Annotated in this window: 18 protein-coding genes and 3 tRNA genes; 14 read left to right on the top strand and 7 right to left on the bottom strand. The window is 71.0% G+C overall.

Annotation, left to right across the window (positions count from 1 at the left end; all coding sequences use genetic code 11):
- The first annotated feature begins 139 nt into the window (after window positions 1-139).
- Window positions 140-211: transfer RNA gene (locus ACIHFD_RS50790), tRNA-Gln, on the top strand.
- Between the two features lie 2 nt (window positions 212-213).
- Here the strand turns inward: ACIHFD_RS50790 and ACIHFD_RS50785 are convergent.
- The gene (locus ACIHFD_RS50785) at window positions 214-1,143 is read right to left on the bottom strand and encodes an alpha/beta fold hydrolase (RefSeq protein ID WP_397373035.1); all 930 of its coding nucleotides are present in this window, start codon (window positions 1,141-1,143) and stop codon (window positions 214-216) included.
- 109 nt (window positions 1,144-1,252) lie between these two features.
- On the opposite strand from ACIHFD_RS50785, the gene ACIHFD_RS50780 reads away from it, so the two are divergent.
- The 5 genes from ACIHFD_RS50780 (at window position 1,253) to ACIHFD_RS50760 (ending at window position 4,387) form a co-directional block, all read left to right on the top strand.
- Entirely contained in the window at window positions 1,253-2,620 is a 1,368-nt protein-coding gene (locus ACIHFD_RS50780; RefSeq protein ID WP_397373034.1) for a sensor histidine kinase, read from the top strand.
- A gap of 208 nt (window positions 2,621-2,828) precedes the next feature.
- Complete coding sequence (locus ACIHFD_RS50775) at window positions 2,829-3,443, top strand: response regulator transcription factor (protein ID WP_192787601.1); 615 nt, start codon at window positions 2,829-2,831, stop codon at window positions 3,441-3,443.
- Window positions 3,444-3,558: 115 nt separating this feature from the next.
- Window positions 3,559-4,140: a hypothetical protein gene (locus tag ACIHFD_RS50770; protein ID WP_397373033.1), complete on the top strand. Its 582-nt coding sequence runs from the start codon at window positions 3,559-3,561 to the stop codon at window positions 4,138-4,140.
- An 80-nt stretch (window positions 4,141-4,220) separates the two neighbouring features.
- Window positions 4,221-4,296: transfer RNA gene (locus tag ACIHFD_RS50765), tRNA-Glu, on the top strand.
- Between the two features lie 18 nt (window positions 4,297-4,314).
- Window positions 4,315-4,387 (top strand) — tRNA-Glu (locus tag ACIHFD_RS50760).
- 330 nt (window positions 4,388-4,717) lie between these two features.
- Here ACIHFD_RS50760 and ACIHFD_RS50755 read toward each other — a convergent pair.
- A complete protein-coding gene (locus ACIHFD_RS50755) occupies window positions 4,718-6,430 on the bottom strand; it encodes a hypothetical protein (RefSeq protein WP_363976042.1) in 1,713 nt (570 codons plus the stop codon).
- 58 nt (window positions 6,431-6,488) lie between these two features.
- Entirely contained in the window at window positions 6,489-7,205 is a 717-nt protein-coding gene (locus ACIHFD_RS50750; protein WP_350729701.1) for an IclR family transcriptional regulator, read from the bottom strand.
- A gap of 233 nt (window positions 7,206-7,438) precedes the next feature.
- Here ACIHFD_RS50750 and leuC point away from each other — a divergent pair, with 233 nt between their 5' ends.
- From leuC to ACIHFD_RS50730, 4 genes are all read left to right on the top strand, one after another.
- Window positions 7,439-8,824: a 3-isopropylmalate dehydratase large subunit gene (gene leuC, locus ACIHFD_RS50745; protein ID WP_397373032.1), complete on the top strand. Its 1,386-nt coding sequence runs from the start codon at window positions 7,439-7,441 to the stop codon at window positions 8,822-8,824.
- 14 nt (window positions 8,825-8,838) lie between these two features.
- A complete protein-coding gene (gene leuD, locus ACIHFD_RS50740) occupies window positions 8,839-9,426 on the top strand; it encodes a 3-isopropylmalate dehydratase small subunit (protein WP_397373031.1) in 588 nt (195 codons plus the stop codon).
- The gene (locus tag ACIHFD_RS50735; protein WP_355208881.1) at window positions 9,405-9,632 is read left to right on the top strand and encodes a hypothetical protein; all 228 of its coding nucleotides are present in this window, start codon (window positions 9,405-9,407) and stop codon (window positions 9,630-9,632) included. Before leuD ends, ACIHFD_RS50735 begins: the two co-directional genes overlap by 22 nt.
- Window positions 9,633-9,731: 99 nt before the next feature.
- Complete coding sequence (locus ACIHFD_RS50730; RefSeq protein WP_350729708.1) at window positions 9,732-10,031, top strand: HU family DNA-binding protein; 300 nt, start codon at window positions 9,732-9,734, stop codon at window positions 10,029-10,031.
- A 91-nt stretch (window positions 10,032-10,122) separates the two neighbouring features.
- Here the strand turns inward: ACIHFD_RS50730 and ACIHFD_RS50725 are convergent, their stop codons facing one another.
- Window positions 10,123-10,362 (bottom strand): hypothetical protein, encoded by a 240-nt coding sequence (locus tag ACIHFD_RS50725; protein ID WP_350729709.1) that lies wholly within the window; start codon window positions 10,360-10,362, stop codon window positions 10,123-10,125.
- 57 nt (window positions 10,363-10,419) lie between these two features.
- On the opposite strand from ACIHFD_RS50725, the gene ACIHFD_RS50720 reads away from it, so the two are divergent.
- Window positions 10,420-11,628 (top strand): MFS transporter, encoded by a 1,209-nt coding sequence (locus tag ACIHFD_RS50720; protein WP_397373030.1) that lies wholly within the window; start codon window positions 10,420-10,422, stop codon window positions 11,626-11,628.
- 33 nt (window positions 11,629-11,661) lie between these two features.
- Here ACIHFD_RS50720 and cofC read toward each other — a convergent pair whose 3' ends face one another.
- On the bottom strand, window positions 11,662-12,297 hold the full coding sequence (gene cofC / locus ACIHFD_RS50715) for a 2-phospho-L-lactate guanylyltransferase (protein ID WP_397373029.1): 636 nt from the start codon (window positions 12,295-12,297) through the stop codon (window positions 11,662-11,664).
- A gap of 80 nt (window positions 12,298-12,377) precedes the next feature.
- Between cofC and ACIHFD_RS50710 the strand changes: the two genes are divergently transcribed.
- From ACIHFD_RS50710 to ACIHFD_RS50700, 3 genes are all read left to right on the top strand, one after another.
- Window positions 12,378-13,088 (top strand): lysophospholipid acyltransferase family protein, encoded by a 711-nt coding sequence (locus tag ACIHFD_RS50710; RefSeq protein ID WP_364262563.1) that lies wholly within the window; start codon window positions 12,378-12,380, stop codon window positions 13,086-13,088.
- A 4-nt stretch (window positions 13,089-13,092) separates the two neighbouring features.
- Window positions 13,093-14,103 (top strand): NAD(P)H-dependent glycerol-3-phosphate dehydrogenase, encoded by a 1,011-nt coding sequence (locus tag ACIHFD_RS50705; protein WP_350729715.1) that lies wholly within the window; start codon window positions 13,093-13,095, stop codon window positions 14,101-14,103.
- A gap of 72 nt (window positions 14,104-14,175) precedes the next feature.
- On the top strand, window positions 14,176-15,270 hold the full coding sequence (locus ACIHFD_RS50700; protein WP_363976018.1) for a D-alanine--D-alanine ligase family protein: 1,095 nt from the start codon (window positions 14,176-14,178) through the stop codon (window positions 15,268-15,270).
- A gap of 10 nt (window positions 15,271-15,280) precedes the next feature.
- Here the strand turns inward: ACIHFD_RS50700 and ACIHFD_RS50695 are convergent, their stop codons facing one another.
- The gene (locus ACIHFD_RS50695; protein ID WP_350729718.1) at window positions 15,281-15,712 is read right to left on the bottom strand and encodes a DUF3515 family protein; all 432 of its coding nucleotides are present in this window, start codon (window positions 15,710-15,712) and stop codon (window positions 15,281-15,283) included.
- Between the two features lie 13 nt (window positions 15,713-15,725).
- Window positions 15,726-15,959, bottom strand: coding sequence for an Lrp/AsnC family transcriptional regulator (locus ACIHFD_RS50690; protein WP_106249262.1), 234 nt, complete (start codon window positions 15,957-15,959; stop codon window positions 15,726-15,728).
- Window positions 15,960-15,995: the final 36 nt, after the last annotated feature.

Genomic DNA, 15,995 nt, shown 5'->3' with positions numbered 1-15,995 from the left:
TTTGTCCCCTTCAGCTTGGCACGTGAGGGCCGCTGCTGTGGGCGCTGGAGGGTTCGTTGGCTATTCGTTTTGGTCTTACCCCCAGAGCTGGGCTATTCTTTCGGACGTCGCCGAGAGCGCCCTCAGGGGTCGCAAGCGGTGGGGTATGGTGTAATTGGCAGCACGACTGATTCTGGTTCAGTTAGTCTAGGTTCGAGTCCTGGTACCCCAGCTTTATCGTTTCGCCAGTTTGTGCAGGATTTCGGTAATCAGCCGGTACGTTCTTGCCGTCGGCGCATGCGAAGCCTCCACCGAGTAAACCTTGAACTTGTTGCCTGGCGTGGCCGCATCCGCTTCCTTGATCATCCGGTCCTGCAGTGCGAGCGGGATCACCCTGTCCCGCGTGTGCCTGATGTAGACGCGCGGCACCCGTCCCCACGCCTCCTTGCGCCCCCGAGCGTCGGCGCTCCCCACCAGGAGACTCTCATCCGGCAGCAACGTGTTCAGCATGGCCAGGAGCTCGCCCTCGCTCGCCTCCGCCATGAACGCCGCCTTGACCGCGTCCAGAAACTTCCTGTCGCCGGTCCGCCAGTTCATGCGGATCGCGCCGATCACCCTCGGGTCGGCGATGATGCCCGCCGCCACGCTGCCCGCCAGGCTCTCCTTGCCCTCCGGCGTCCCCAGATAGTCGTTGGGCGAGCTCAGCTTCGTGCAGCAGAACGCGGTGTCGTAGACGAGCAGGTCGATCAGGTCGGGCACCGCGTCGGCCGCCTTCGTGATGGTCGCGCCGCCCAGGCTGCCGCCCACCAGGATCACCGGGCCGTAGCCGGAGACCCGGCGCACGGCGTCCACCGTGGCCTCGACATAGTCGTCCAGCGTGACCCCCGCCACCGGCGACGGCAGCGTGGCCAGCTTCTCCAGGTCCTGCGGGGTCTGGTAGGCGAGGTGAAACTGCTCCTCGGGGCCGTGCCCCGGCAGTGCCACGCCCACGGTGCGGTGGCCGCGCAGCGTCAGCTCGGAGTCGCCGCTGGCCGAGCCGTTCGCGCCGGTCACGAAGACGTACGTGGTCACCTCCCGCCTCGGCTTGGCGGCCTGGGCGCCTACGGCGCCCGCGCCCGCGACGGCGGCGTACTGAAACATGTCCCTACGGGTCGGAAAGCTCATGACTCGATGTTCGCCCAGCTCAGAGCGGGTGCGCATCGCCTGCCCGGCTCGTCGTGCGGTGGACGTCCGGCATCCACCGATCGGTTGACGCCATGCCAGGCTTGACCCCATGAGCTGGCTCGACGGGCGCGAACGCGGGGCCTTTCTGTGCCTCGCCTACGGACTGCTCGGGATCTCCTCGACCGCGGCCGCCCTCGCGGACGTGCCCTGGCCCCTCCTCCGTTGGCTGGCCGGTCCCTTGCCGGCCTGGCTCGCCGAAACGGCAGGCCCGGGGTGGGCGGCGACGGGCGGCCTCCCGACGGCGTGGACGGCGACGGGCGGCGGCCCTGTGGCGGCGTGGAAGGCGGTCGCCGGGTCGTGGTCCGGCGGGCCGGCCGCCGACTTCGGCCCCGGCCCGGCGTCGTTCGCGCCGTGGTGGCCGGCGGTCGCGCTGGCCGCGGCGGTGTGGGTGGCGCCGATCGGCTGGCTCCACCCGCGCCGGGACACGCGCCGCGCGCTCGTCGTGGGCCACTTCCTCGTACTGATCGCGCTCGCCGCCGTGCTGACGGCCGCGAGCCCCGCCTTCATCGTGTTCGCCTCGATCGGCTACCCGCTGGCCAGCGCCCTGCTCCCGGCCAGGCTGACCATGGCGGGCGTGACGCTCACCGCCATCGTCATCGTGACGGCCCAGGCGGGGCCGGGCGCCCGGGGCACCCTGCTGACCGTGATCGCGGGCGTGGCGCTGCCGCTGGTCGCGGCCGGCTGGTACGTCTCCGGCGAGCACGACAAGCGCCGCCGCCTGGTCGAGCGCCTGCGCGCCGCCATGGCCGAGAACGCCTCCCTCAACGCCCGGCTCCTCGACCAGGCCAGGCGGGCGGGCGTGCTCGACGAGCGGCACCGCGTGGCAGGCGAGATCCACGACACGGTCGCCCAGGACCTCGTCGCCCTGATCGGCCAGCTCAACGCCGCCGACCGCACCTCCCGGGCCGAGACCCGCCGCCGCCACCTCGACCAGGCCGCGGAGCTGGCCCGCCGCGGTCTCTCCGAGGCCCGCCGGTCCGTACGCGCCCTGCGTCCGGAGCCGCTGGAGACCTCGAAGCTCCCGGACGCGATCACCGACCTGGGCGAGTCGTGGTCGCGGTCGGCCGGCGTCGACCTGACCCTCGAGATCACCGGCACCCCGGTCGCCCTGGCCGCCCCCATCGAGGACACGCTGTTCCGCGTGGCCCAGGAGGCTCTGGCCAACGTCGCCAAGCACGCCAGAGCCTCCAGGACGGGCCTGACCCTGTCGTACACGGACGAAAGCGTCCTCCTCGACATTCGAGACGACGGTGCTGGTTTCGCCTCGCAGGAGCCCGCTGACGGCTTCGGCGTCGACGGAATGCGCCAACGCGTCCGCGCCGTCGGCGGCACCCTCGACATCGAGTCCACCCCCGGCCAGGGCACCGCCGTAGCCGCCGCCATCCCCGCGATCCCCGCCGAGGACGACCCTCCATGATCCGCGAGCCGGCCACGGCCACCACCCGGGAGAGACCGCCGCACCCTGCTCACCCTCCCCAACGCCCGCCCAGCCCCTCTACCCCCTTTCCCAAAGGCGGAAGAGGCGCCCCGCGCCCTGTTCGTCGGACGTGTGGTCAGTCCACCCAAGGAGGGGCGATGGATGAGACCCTGACGAGGGACGACGGGTGCCGGCCGGAAGGGGAGAGATGCGGCTGAGGCTGCTGATAGCGGACGATCACCCCATCGTGCGCGACGGCCTGCGCGCGGCACTCGGCGGCGAGCCCGACCTTGAGATCGTCGGCGAGGCGGCCGACGGCGCGGAGGCCGTACGCCTGGCCGCAGAGCTCGAGCCCGACATCGTCCTCATGGACCTGCGCATGCCGGGGATGGACGGCGTCACCGCCATCCGCCGCCTCAGCGGCACGGGCCCGCGGGTGCTGGTCCTGACCACGTTCGACACCGACGTCCTGCCCGCCCTCGAAGCGGGCGCCACCGGCTACCTGCTGAAGGACGCCCCGCCGGAGGAACTGGTGCGCGCCGTCCGAGCCACCCACCGGGGCGAGACCGTCCTCGCCCCCGCCGTGGCCGGCCGGCTCGCGGCGGCCCTCCGCAAGCCCACCAGGGGCAGGCTCAGCAAACGGGAGCTGGAGGTGCTGCGCCTGGTGGCCGGGGGAGCGACGAACAAGGTGGCGGCGGCGAGCCTGTTCATCAGCGAGGCCAGCGTCAAGACTCACCTCCTGCACATCTACGCCAAGCTCGACGTCCGCGACCGCGCCTCCGCCGTGGCCGAGGCCTACCGCCGCGGCCTCCTCACCGACTGACAGTGATGATGGAGACGAGCGCCTCCCCGGCCAGGTTTTGACCCACCGACTGGCAGCGGGCGAGGGGCGTGAGGGTGGAGTCACGGCAGTGGTTTGGGTAGAGTCCGCCCGACTTATGGATGAGTTTCGTATTCGCGCGGGCAACTTCCCTCGCCTCGTCGCCCCGTTCGTCGCTCCGCTCGCCCTCTTCTTTGTCGTCTGCCTGCTCCTCGGCGCCATCTTCACCGGCAGCACCCCGCTGGGCGCCGTCATCGGGACGCTGGCCACCGCTGCCCTCCTGGCCGTGCTCGTGGCCAAGCACCGCCGCCTGACCACCGGCACCGTCGTCCGCTTCTCCGCCGACGGCGTGGAGCTGACCGACTCGTACGGCTTCCGCGTCCGCCTCCGCTGGCCCGACATCACCAGGATCGACATCGTGGACACCCAACTGGCCAGCCCCAGGCGCATCGGCCGTCCGGGCGGCGTGCGGGTACGGGTGGAGCCGCTGCGTTCGGTGGGGCTCGTCGGGTGGGGCGAACGTACGGTGCCGCCGCGCGTGCCGGGCTGGATGCGCGAGCGGCTGGCCCGCGTCCCCGTGGACCCGGCCACCGGCCGGCCGGAGGTGGCGATCCCGCTCGGGGAGTTCGACCCGCTGTGGGAAGGCGGGGCGATGGGGGCTTGGGTACGCCGCCACAGGCCCGACCTGATGGGCCGTTAAGCAGTTTGGTGTGGTCTCCGGGGTGCGGTAGAGTTACCTGCGTTGCCGGGGAGATCCCGGCACCAGCAGCTTGTGGACAGGGTCCCGTCGTCTAGTGGCCCAGGACGCCGCCCTCTCAAGGCGGTAGCGCCGGTTCGAATCCGGTCGGGACTACCACTGTCACAAGCCCGCGAAGGTCCCGTCGTCTAGTGGCCCAGGACGCCGCCCTCTCAAGGCGGTAGCGCCGGTTCGAATCCGGTCGGGACTACGTTTATCACACTCGCTCCGGCGCTCACAGCCCGGAGCGTTTCTGTTTTCCGCTCCCGCCTGCCACGCAACCGTCTCCCTGGACCCACCCACGTGCAGCGGCCCACCGACCCGAGACGTCCGGTTTTTGCGTGGCGGGTGCTCGCTGTGGGAGTGCAGGGCCGAGGGACTCGGCTACGCGTGGCGGGCCAGAGGTGTCCGGCCGCGTGCGGGTGCAGGCCGAGGGAGCCGGCCGCGTGTGGTGGGTGGCTCGCCTGAGAAGCGGAGGGGTTCCGGGGGCAGGAAGTGGAAAGGCCCTCGCCGAGTGGCGAGGGCCTCCATGGAGCGGTGGTTACACGGAGCGGGCCTTGAAGAGGGCGCGGCGGGCCGTCTTGGCGACCTGCTTGTCCGGGTGGACCTGGGAGATCAGGTCCAGCAACTCCTCCACATGCGCGTGCGGAATCCGCCAGATCACCTCGAGCAGGTTGTTGACCATCTCCGGCCCGATGTCCCGCAGGCTGCTCACGAACTCGGAACGCCCCAGCCCAGCCGAGATCGTCCACATGTCCAGGATCAGCCAGTGGGTGTCGTCCTGGGTGGGCTCGGGCGCCCCCTCGACCTCCAGCTGGCTCAGGTGCGTGGCCGCGTAGGGCCGGAGCGAGGGCTGTTTGAGCGCCGCCTGCCAGGCCGGGATGGCGGCCTCGCCCAGGGTGCCGACCACGCTGGCCGCCTGCACCCTGATCAGCGCGTCGCTCTCGTCCTCGGCCGCCGCCTCCAGCAGCTCCTCGGCCGCCTTGCCCGGCTCCCGGAGCCGCATCCAGGCCGCGAACTCCGCGTCGGCCTCGTCCTCGGGCAGCTCGGCGCTGAGCGCCAGCAGCTCGTGGGCGCTCATGGACTCGATCGCGGGCCGCGCGTCCACTTCGATGTCGGCGTCGTCCACCAGGTGGACGACCCCCTCGGTGCCGAGCGGCGTGAGGCGGACGGTGCTGCCGTCGACCTCGACCATGCCGTACCCGACGAGCCAGTCGATCGCGGGGGCCAGCGGTTCGCCTGCCGCCTCCCACGCGTCCGAGCCCAGCTCGTCGAGGTCGGCGGCGGACTCGGCCAGGTCCTGCGCCAGGTCGTCGAGCTCACGCGAGCCGCCCGCCAGCAGCAGCCTGACCAGCAGGCCCCGGGTCAGGCCCGCCAGCGCCATCGTGAGGTCTTCGTCGCTCAGCTCAGGGTCGCCGTAGTCGACGGAGTGGAGCCCGAGCATCCAGGCGTCGAGCACGTCCTCGTCGTCGTCGAACGGCCACTCAGAGGTGTCGTCCTGCACCGCGACCGTGTTGCCCTCGCCGGGCTGGAGGAACTCCAGGTCCACGGCCAGGTTCCAGATGTTCCAGAGCTGCGGGACGACCTCGGCGATCGGGCCGTCGGTGTCGGGCCTGGGCAGCCCGACGGCCGCCAGCGCCTCCTCCACCTCGGCGTCGGTGAGCAGGGTGTCCTCGCCCACCCGGCGGCCGGAACCCACCCAGAGGGCGAGGTCGCGGGCCTTGGCCACCAGCGGCGCCTGCCGGGCCGCCGCGGCGAGCTCCGAGTCGGGCCGCAGCCTGATCGTGTCGAGTTCGGCGAGGTCGTCCGCGAACGGCTCGAAATCGCCCAGGTCGCCGACCTCGTCCTCCCCGTCGTCGTCGCCTTCGGCGTCGTCGAGCAGCTCTTCCATGAGGTCGACGAACTCGTCCTCGACGTCGTCGAGCTCAGCCTGCAGATCGGCGAGGGAGTCCGAGCCCTCGGCCAGCCTGCCGGTCTGGGAGAGGAACGTCAGGTACGCGTCCACGGCCGGGAGCATCCCGTCGGCGGCGGCGTCGGGATCCTCCACGACCTTGGGCATGCGGTCGAGCAGCAGGTTGCGCAGGTCAGCACGCTTCCACGTGCCGAGGTCCTGCGAGAAGGCGAGACGGTGCCACAGTGCGGCGGGCCCCACGAGCTCGGGGTCGCTTCCGGGCGCGTTCGCACGCGCCCACATGATGAACTCTTCGAGCAGGGGTCGCAGCTCAGTGGCGGCTACCTCGATGCGATCTGTCACGCACTCAGGCTAGTGCGCCCACGAGGCACTCGGCTCCCCAAATACCTGCTTTCGCCGATCATGACGTGCGACGCATTGCCTCCGTTATACGTTCGGCCGCCGCCATAACGGGCACCGCGTGGAGCCGGCCCGGCGCCCTCGTGAGCCGTTCGATGGGGCCGGAGACCGACACGGCCGCGATCACCTTGCCGCCGCTGCCCCTTATGGGCGCAGACACGCTGGCCACCCCCTGCTCGCGCTCGCCGACGCTGTGGGCCCAGCCACGGCGCCGTACGGAGGCGAGGGTGGCGGCGCTGAACTTGGCGCCGCGCAGGCCGCGGTGCAGCCGGTCCGGCTCCTCCCACGCCAGCAGTATCTGCGCGGCCGAGCCCGCCGACATGGGCAGCGCGGAGCCCACCGGCACGGTGTCCCGCAGGCCGCTCGCGCGTTCGGCGGCCGCGACGCAGACGCGCTCGTCGCCCTGCCGGCGGTAGAGTTGCGCGCTCTCTCCAGTGAGATCCCTGAGCTGCATCAGTACGGGGGCGGCGACCGCCAGCAGCCGGTCCTCGCCGGCCGCGGTGGACAACTCGGAAAGCCGGGGACCAAGGACGAACCTGCCCTGTGTGTCACGACTCACAATGCGGTGGTGCTCAAGTGCGACGGCCAGCCGGTGGGCCGTGGGGCGGGCCAGACCGGTGGCCTGGACGAGCTGCGCCAGTGAAGCGGGTCCCGCTTCGAGGGCATTGAGTACAAGAACTGCCTTGTCGAGTACTCCGACTCCGCTAGAGTTGTCCATACACCGATACTGCCGTCTCGACATATGAGAAGGCAAGTCGGAGGCAAACTCCCCCGCGAGGGGTGCCGGTCTCTGGACTGAAGAACGAAAGGGACCGGACCTGAGCGACCGGGCCGCGATGCGAAGCATCGCAGAAGGCACGGAGGGAGCGCTGGTCCCCCGGAGCGGCGACCGGCGGGACCGGGCCTGAGCAAGCGGTGCGATGGCGCACCGCGAACAAACAGGAGGAGATCATGGGCCGCACACTGGCCGAGAAGGTCTGGGAGCAGCACGTAGTCCGGCGTGCCGAGGGCGAACCGGACCTGCTCTATATCGACCTGCACCTCATTCACGAGGTGACCAGCCCGCAGGCGTTCGACGGGCTCCGTCTCGCCGGCCGGAAGGTGCGGCGGCCCGATCTCACGATCGCCACCGAGGACCACAACGTGCCGACCGTGCTCGGCCCGATCTCCGACCCGGTGTCCAAGACGCAGGTCGAGACGCTGCGCAAGAACGCCGCCGAGTTCGGCATCAGGCTCCATCCGATGGGCGACGCCGGTCAGGGCGTGGTGCACATCATCGGCCCGCAGTTCGGGCTGACGCAGCCGGGCATGACGATCGTGTGCGGTGACTCCCACACCTCGACGCACGGCGCGTTCGGCGGCATCGCGTTCGGCATCGGCACCTCCGAGGTCGAGCACGTGCTGGCCACGCAGACGCTGCCCGCGTACCGGCCGAAGACGATGGCGATCGAGGTCTCCGGCGAGCTGCCCGCCGGCGTGACCGCCAAGGACCTGATCCTGGCCATCATCGCCAAGATCGGCACCGGCGGCGGCCAGGGTTACATCGTGGAGTACCGCGGCGAGGCCGTCCGCAAGCTCTCCATGGAGGGCCGCATGACGGTCTGCAACATGTCGATCGAGGCGGGCGCCCGCGCCGGCATGATCGCGCCGGACGAGACCACGTTCGAGTACCTGAAGGGCCGCCCGCACGCGCCCGAGGGCGCGGCGTGGGACCAGGCCGTCGCGTACTGGAAGACGCTGCGCACCGATGACGACGCCGTGTTCGACAAGGTCGTGGAGATCGACGCCACGACGCTGACCCCGTACGTCACGTGGGGCACCAACCCCGGCCAGGGCCTGCCGCTGGGCGAGTCCGTCCCGTCCCCGGAGAGCTTCTCCGACCCGGTCGAGCGCTCGGCCGCCGAGCGGGCGCTGGAGTACATGGGCCTGACCGCCGGCACGCCACTGCGTGAGATCGAGGTCGACACCGTGTTCGTCGGCTCGTGCACCAACGGCCGCATCGAGGACCTGCGCTCGGCCGCCGAGATCCTGCGCGGCCGCCAGGTGAAGACCCGCACGCTGATCGTGCCCGGCTCGATGCTGGTCAAGCTGCAGGCCGAGCAGGAGGGCCTGCACGAGGTGTTCAAGGCCGCCGGCGCCGAGTGGCGCGAGGCCGGTTGCTCGATGTGCCTGGGCATGAACCCCGACACGCTCCAGCCCGGTGAGCGCAGCGCCTCCACCTCCAACCGCAACTTCGAGGGCCGCCAGGGCAAGGGTGGCCGCACCCACCTGGTGTCGCCGCAGGTCGCCGCCGCGACCGCCGTCACCGGCCGTCTGACCGCGCCCGCCGACCTGTAAGGAGACCTGGACCGATGGAAGCATTCACCACCCACACGGGTACGGCGGTGCCGCTGCGCCGCAGCAACGTCGACACCGACCAGATCATCCCGGCCGTCTGGCTCAAGCAGGTCAGCCGCACCGGGTTCGAGAGGGGCCTGTTCGCGGCCTGGCGCGAGGACCCGACGTTCGTGCTGAACGACCCGTCCTACGAGGGCGGCTCGATCCTCGTCTCCGGTCCCGACTTCGGCACCGGCTCCTCGCGCGAGCACGCGGTCTGGGCGCTGCAGCAGTACGGGTTCCGCGTCGTGATCGCCGCCCGCTTCGGCGACATCTTCCGCAACAACTCCACGAAGATGGGCCTGCTGCCGGTCATCCTGCCGGGCGACAAGGTCGAGGCGCTGCAGTCGGCCGTCGAGGCGGACCCGAAGCTCGAGGTCACCGTCGACCTGGTCGAACGCCAGGTCCGCTGGGCCGATGAGGCCGTGTCGTTCGAGATCGACGACTACACCCGCTGGCGGCTCATGGAGGGCCTCGACGACATCGGGCTGACCCTGCGTCACGCCGACGATGTGGGGGCGTACGAGAATGGTCGGCAGCCATGGCTGCCGACGACCGTCTAGAAGACGACGAACTGGCGCGGCGGTTGCGCGAGGCGCACCGCCGCGTCCGCATGCTTCCCCCAGCCGAGAAGGACCGGCTGGCCCGCCGCTACCTCGCGATTTGCGATCTGGCGAAGCGTGACCCGGAAAGGGCCGCCGCCCGACTCGACGCCTTTCTGGCCTCTCTCGACACGCCACGTAGTGAGGAAAACGCGCTAGGTGATTGAGTTCACCGGCGATCCCGCCTACTTTCAAGCCCGTAAGGGGTTTCTAGGGCGAACTCATGAGCTGGAACCCCGAGCCGTAACTGGGGGAGCAGGACTTTCATGAACAAGCGAGAACTCGTCGAGGCCATCGCTGATCGGGTTGGCGACAGGAAGACGGCCACCGAGGCCGTGAACGCGGTCATCGACACCATCCAGAAGGCCGTGGCGAGCGGCGACAAGGTCTCGATCACGGGCTTCGGCGCATTCGAGATGGTGAACAAGCCCGCCCGCACGGCCAGGAACCCGTCGACCGGCGCGGAAATCAACGTCCCCGAGAGCTGGGGGCCGAAGTTCCGCCCGGGATCCGACTTCAAGGAACTGGTCAACCAGGGCGGCAAGAAAGCCGGAAAGAAGAAGTAAACCCAGCACGCGCTTCCGCCCGGGCCATCGGCCCGGGCGTTTCGCATTTCGGCCCGCAATCGGCCGGGCCGCGACCCGGCAAAAGGGCCTGTTACTCGGAATCGCCCGCCGGCGGGCGGCCGCGGAAGGCGTCCGGGACCGGGAAGGTCGAGAGCGTGATGTAGGCGATCTCCTCGCCGGACATCCCGATGTTGACCCGCTGTCCCGTGCGCAGCAGCCGCAGCGGCCCCGCGTCGAAGGCGGACGTGCCGAACTCCAGCACGGTCCCGTCGTCGAGGAACACCGTCCCCGAGCGCGTGGCCTCGTCGAAGCTGCGTACCGTTCCCTGCACGCTGATCAGCGTAATTCGTTTGCCCCTTGCCCGGCCAGGCGGCAAAGATCGAGAGACATGGGACGTACGGGCGATTTCTGGCGGTTCGCGTGGGCGAACGCCATCACGCAGCTGGGCACGCAGGTCACGGTCGTGGCCCTGCCCCTGGCGGCGCTCCTCGCCCTGGACGCCGGAGCCTTCCAGCTCGGCCTGCTGTCGGCGGCCCAGATGCTCGCCTTCCTGCTGATCGGGCTGCCCGCGGGCGTGTGGGTAGACCGGTCGCGGCGCCGCCCGATCCTCATCTGGTCCGACCTCGCGCGCGGCGTGGCGCTGCTGTCGGTCCCGGTGGCGGCCTGGCTCGACGTGCTGACGCTGCCGCAGCTGTACGCGGTCGCCCTGGTGCTGGGCGTGGGCACGGTCTTCTTCGACGTCGCCCACATGAGCTTCCTGCCCGCCATCGTGACCAAGGAGCGCCTCGAACGCGGCAACGGCGTCCTGGAGGTCACCAGGAACACCTCGCTGCTCGCCGGACCGGGCGTCGGCGGCTGGGCGGTGGCCGTGTTCACCGCGCCGATCGCGCTGCTCGCCGACGCCGTCAGCTACCTCCTCTCCGCGTTCCTGCTGTGGGGCGTGCGCGCCGAGGAGAGCCCGCGGCGCGGCGAGCGGAGGCTGCGCCAGGAGGTGGCGGAGGGCATCAGGTTCGTCGCGGGAGAGCGGGTGCTGCGCAGGGTCGCGATCGTGGGCGCGCTCGTCATGGCGGCCAACGGCATCGCGGCCGTCGGACTGCCGCTCTACCTGGTCAAGGAGCTGGGGGTCGGCTCCGCCCTGTACGGGCTGCTGCTGTCGGCCGCCGCCGTCGGCTCCCTCGTGGGCGCCGCGCTGGTGGCCCGCCTCACCGCGCGCTTCGGCAGCGGCCCCACCCTGTACGGCTCCGCCGTCCTGGCGGCCGTGCTCTACCTGCCCGCGCTGGCGACCGGCCCCGGTTGGCAGCTGCTGATCTTCCCGGTGGCCTCGTCGCTGTTCGGCGCGGTCAGCTCGATCTTCGGCGTGGCCCAGCTCAGCTACCGCCAGCGCATCACGCCCGACCACCTGATGGGCCGGGTCAACGCCAGCATGCGCTTCCTGATGTGGGGGGCGTACCCGCTGGGCGGGCTGGTCGGCGGCGCGTTGGGGGAGTGGCTCGGCGGCTACGCGGCCTTCGCCGCGGCAGTGGCCCTGATGAGCCTGGCGCACCTGGCGGTGGCGACCTCGCCCGCCATCATGAAGACCCCCGCGAGCACTTCATGAGCCCGCGGCGGGAAAACCCGGAGCCCAGCCGTCTCATGAGCCGGGCCACAGCTCGGCGACCACCGCGGCCGTGTGGCGGCCGAGGCCCAGCGCGATCGCCGCGCGCAGGTCGTCGGGCGTGTCCACGTCCCGCCGCACCGAGTCGATCCCCGTCAGGCACAGCTCCTTGGCCCCGCCCGCCAGGTGCTTGGCCCGCGACTCCCCGCCGAACCTCGGCGTGAACGCCATCCCCGGCCGCACCCCGTAGAAGGTCGTCCCGACGTCGAGCGCGTCCGGCACGAAGGACTGGTCGAACTCGGCGGCGGCCTCCAGCGCCGTCCCCAGCTCCGACGACCGCAGGGCGGGCAGGTCCGCCTGGAGCGCCCCCACCGCGTCGCCCGGCGCGACGCGTACGGCATGGGCGGCTCCGGTGCGCAGGGCGGTGTTCAGGCCGCGGTCCGGGTCGGGCACCACCTCGGCCCCCAGCGCGCCCAGAGGCCCGGCCGCGGCGGGATCGGCCGTCACCACGATCACCCGGGCGACCCGCGCGCACGAGAGCGCCGCCGCCACCGTGTCACTCGCCACGGCCACGGCCAGCCTGGTCCGGTGCGGGCCCGTGGCCGCCGCCAGCCTCGTCTTCGCCGCGACCAGCGTCTTCACCGGGATGACCAGGGACCAGCGGATGCTCATAGTCTTAAGCATCCCGCCTCGACATCCCGCGCGGCCAACCGGGAGACTTGGGGCGCATCCCGTACGTGTTGGAGGAGACCATGAGCCGCCCCGCGCGACCATCGCGTTTCTGGGAAACCCTGGCAGTCGTCATCGTGAAACCGCTGTCCTGGCTCCTGGTCAAGAGGGACTGGCGTCGTGGGGAGCGCATCCCGCGCACCGGTGGTGTGATCATCGCGACCAATCACCTCTCCTGGGCTGATCCGGTCCTGCTGTCGCACTTCCTCTACAACAACGGGCGCTGGCCGGTAATCCTGGCCAAGTCCGCTCTGTTCAAGGTGCCGTTCCTGGGCAGGGCGGTGACGGGGCTCCTGGCCATCCCCGTCGACCGGGGCAGCGCCGAGGCGGCGAAGTCCCTGCACATCTCGGCCCAGCGGCTCGAGGACGGCGGCGCGATCCTGTTCTACCCCGAGGGCACCTGCACCCGCGATCCCGATCTGTGGCCCATGGTGGGCAAGACGGGCGCGGCCCGGCTGGCGCTGGAGAGCGGCGCGCCGGTCATCCCGGTGGCCCACTGGGGCGCGCATGAGTTGCTGCCGTACGGGGAGAAGAAGCCCAGGCTGTTCCCGCGCAAGACGTTCCGCGTGACGGTGGGCCCACCGGTGGACCTGTCGAAGTACCAGGGCCGGCCGCTGCAGGCGGAGGTGTTGCGCGCGGCGACGGCCGACATCACGGCCGCGATCACCCAGCAGCTCGCCGAGCTGCGTGGCGAGAAGGCCCCCGAGACTCCCTACGATCCGGCCAAGGAGTGATGGCATGACAAAGGTGGCCGTTTTCGGGACGGGCTCGTGGGGGACCACGTTCGCGACGATCCTGGCCGAGGCAGGCAACGAGGTCACGCTCTGGGGCCGCAGACGGGAGCTGGTCGAGGCGATCGACCGCGACCACGTCAACCCCGACTACCTGCCGGGCCTCCCCCTCCCGGAGAAGCTGCGCGCCACGACCGACCCGGCCCGGGCGCTCGAAGGGGCCGAGTTCGTGGTGCTGGCGGTGCCGTCGCAGCAGCTGCGGCCCAACCTGGCCGCCTGGCGCGAGCACATCCCGCCGAACGCCGTCCTGGTCAGCCTGATGAAGGGCATCGAGCTGGGCACGACCAAGCGGATGAGCGAGGTGATCCGCGAGGTCGCCGAGGTGCCCGAGGAGCGGGTCGCGGTCGTCTCAGGCCCCAACCTGGCCAAGGAGATCGCCGAACGCCAACCCGCCGCCACCGTCGTCGCCTGCACCGACGAGTCGGTCGCCGCCCGGCTGCAGGCGATCTGCCACCTGCCGCCGTGGTTCCGCCCGTACACCAACCACGACGTGGTCGGCGTGGAGCTGGGCGGCGCGGTGAAGAACGTGATCGCCCTGGCCGTGGGGGTCTCCGCGGGCATGGGCATGGGCGACAACGTCGGCGCCATGCTCATCACCAGGGGGCTGGCCGAGATCTCCCGCCTGGGCGCGGCCCTGGGGGCCGACCAGCACACGTTCGCGGGGCTCGCGGGCATGGGGGACCTCGTGGCGACCTGCACGTCGCCGCTGTCGCGCAACCGCACCTTCGGCGAGAACCTGGGCAGGGGCATGACCCTCGCCGAGGTCGTGGCCGCCACCAAGCAGACCGCCGAGGGCGTGAAGTCCTGCGAGTCCGTGCTGGAGCTGGCCAGGAAGCACGACGTCGAGATGCCGATCACCGAGGTCGTCGTCGGGGTCGTCCACGACGGCATGTCCCCGGCGGAGGCGGGCATGTTGCTCATGTCCCGATCGCCCAAACCGGAGCGGTACGGCGTGTAAGGATGGGAGAAAGTCCTGATTACGGCGTGCTCGGCTCGCTGTGACCCGGACACCCCGGTAGATTCGGACACCATGAGCAAGCCACGCGTCGCCGTTGTTTTCGGAGGCCGCAATTCGGAGCACGCCGTGTCCCTGATGGGCGCGGGCAGTGTGCTGGATGCGATCGACAGGAGCAAGTACGAGGTGATCCCCATCGGGATCGCCCAGGACGGCAGGTGGGTGCTGGCGGCTTCGGACCAGCGGTTCGCCATCGAGTCGGGCGAGCTGCCGGTCGTCGACACCTCGGGCGCGGCGCTGGCGCTGCCGTCCGGTGGGAGTTCGCTGGTGGCGTACGACCCCGGCAGCATCCCCGTGGAGCTCGGCTCGGTGGACGTGGTGTTCCCCGTGATGCACGGCCCGTTCGCCGAGGACGGCACCATCCAGGGACTGCTCGAGATGGCCGGGGTGCGTTATGTCGGCTCGGGCGTGCTGGCCAGCGCGGTGGGCATGGACAAGGCCCACATGAAGACCGTCATGGCCGCCGCCGGGCTGCCGATCGGCCGCCACGTCGTCGTACGCGACCGCGACTGGCGGCTCGACCGCGACCGCGTGCTGAAGGAGGCGGAGGGGCTCGGCTGGCCGGTGTTCGTCAAGCCCGCCAGGGCCGGGTCCTCACAGGGCATCTCCAAGGCCCACGACCTGGGCGAGCTGGAGGCGGCCGTCGAGGTCGCCAGGCAGCACGACCCCAAGGTGCTCATCGAGGCCGCCATCGTGGGCCGCGAGATCGAGTGCGCGGTGCTGGAGTCGCTCGGCGACGAGCCCGCGGTCGCGTCGCGGCCCGGCGAGGTGAAGGTCGAGGGCGGCCAGGAGTTCTTCGACTTCGAGGCGAAGTACTACCCGGACCAGATGTCGCTCACCGTGCCCGCCGACCTCCCCGAGGAGGCGGCCGAGCAGCTGCGGGCCATGGCGGTGCGCGCGTTCGAGGCGCTCGACTGCGAAGGGCTCGCGCGGGTCGACTTCTTCTACACGCCCGAGGGCCACCTGATCTTCAACGAGATCAACACCATGCCCGGGTTCACGTCGCTGTCGGTGGCGCCGCAGCTCTGGGCCGCCTCGGGGCTGGACTACCCGGCGCTGGTCGACCGGCTCATCCAGCTCGCGCTGTCGCGCTCGGCGGGCCTGCGTTGAGATCGCGCGGTCACTGGGACGAGGGCGAGACCTGGGCGATCGGCTTCGACAGGTCCGCCAGCACCTCGGCGGCCACGTGCTCGCCGCCGACCGTGACCTCCACGTAGGCCGCGTCCGTGACCGCGGTGAACAACGTGGGCCTGTCGGGGTCGGCGAACCAGCCCACCCCACCTATCTCCTGGAGCTGGTCGGTGGGTGCCATCCTGGCCGGCCTGGGCACGCCGCAGCGCAGCGCGATGACCCCGTCGCCCCAGACGGCCACGTACGGCGACTCGGGCGTGGACGTGCCACGCCGGTCGCCGTCGAGCGTCTGGGGCAGCAGCGTCGCCAGCTTGCCGCAGGCCGTCACCGCCTCGCCCGTCGGCTTGGGCGGCTCGACCTGTACGGTGCCGCCGCAACCGGCGAGCGCGAGGAGAACGAGCAGGGCGGCGGCGGCACGCATGCGACGACTACCTTTAAATGTGGACGATCGGACACGTAAGAGTACGCGTGATCCCTTCCACCGCCTGAATCTGTGCCACCACGAGCTTGCCCAGCTCGTCGACGTTGTTGGCCTCCGCGCGCACGATCACGTCGTAGGGCCCCGTCACGTCTTCCGCTTGAGTGACCCCGGGAATCCCGGAAATCTCGCGAGCCACGGCAGCGGCCTTGCCGACCTCGGTCTGGATAAGGATGTAGGCCTGCACCATCACGTCCTCCCGGGCGATTGGATCACGCCGAAGGGC

The sequence above is a fragment of the Nonomuraea sp. NPDC051941 genome (assembly GCF_044593615.1).
Note: the sequence above shows the minus strand (reverse complement) of the source record. Positions and strands in the feature narration are given on the sequence as shown.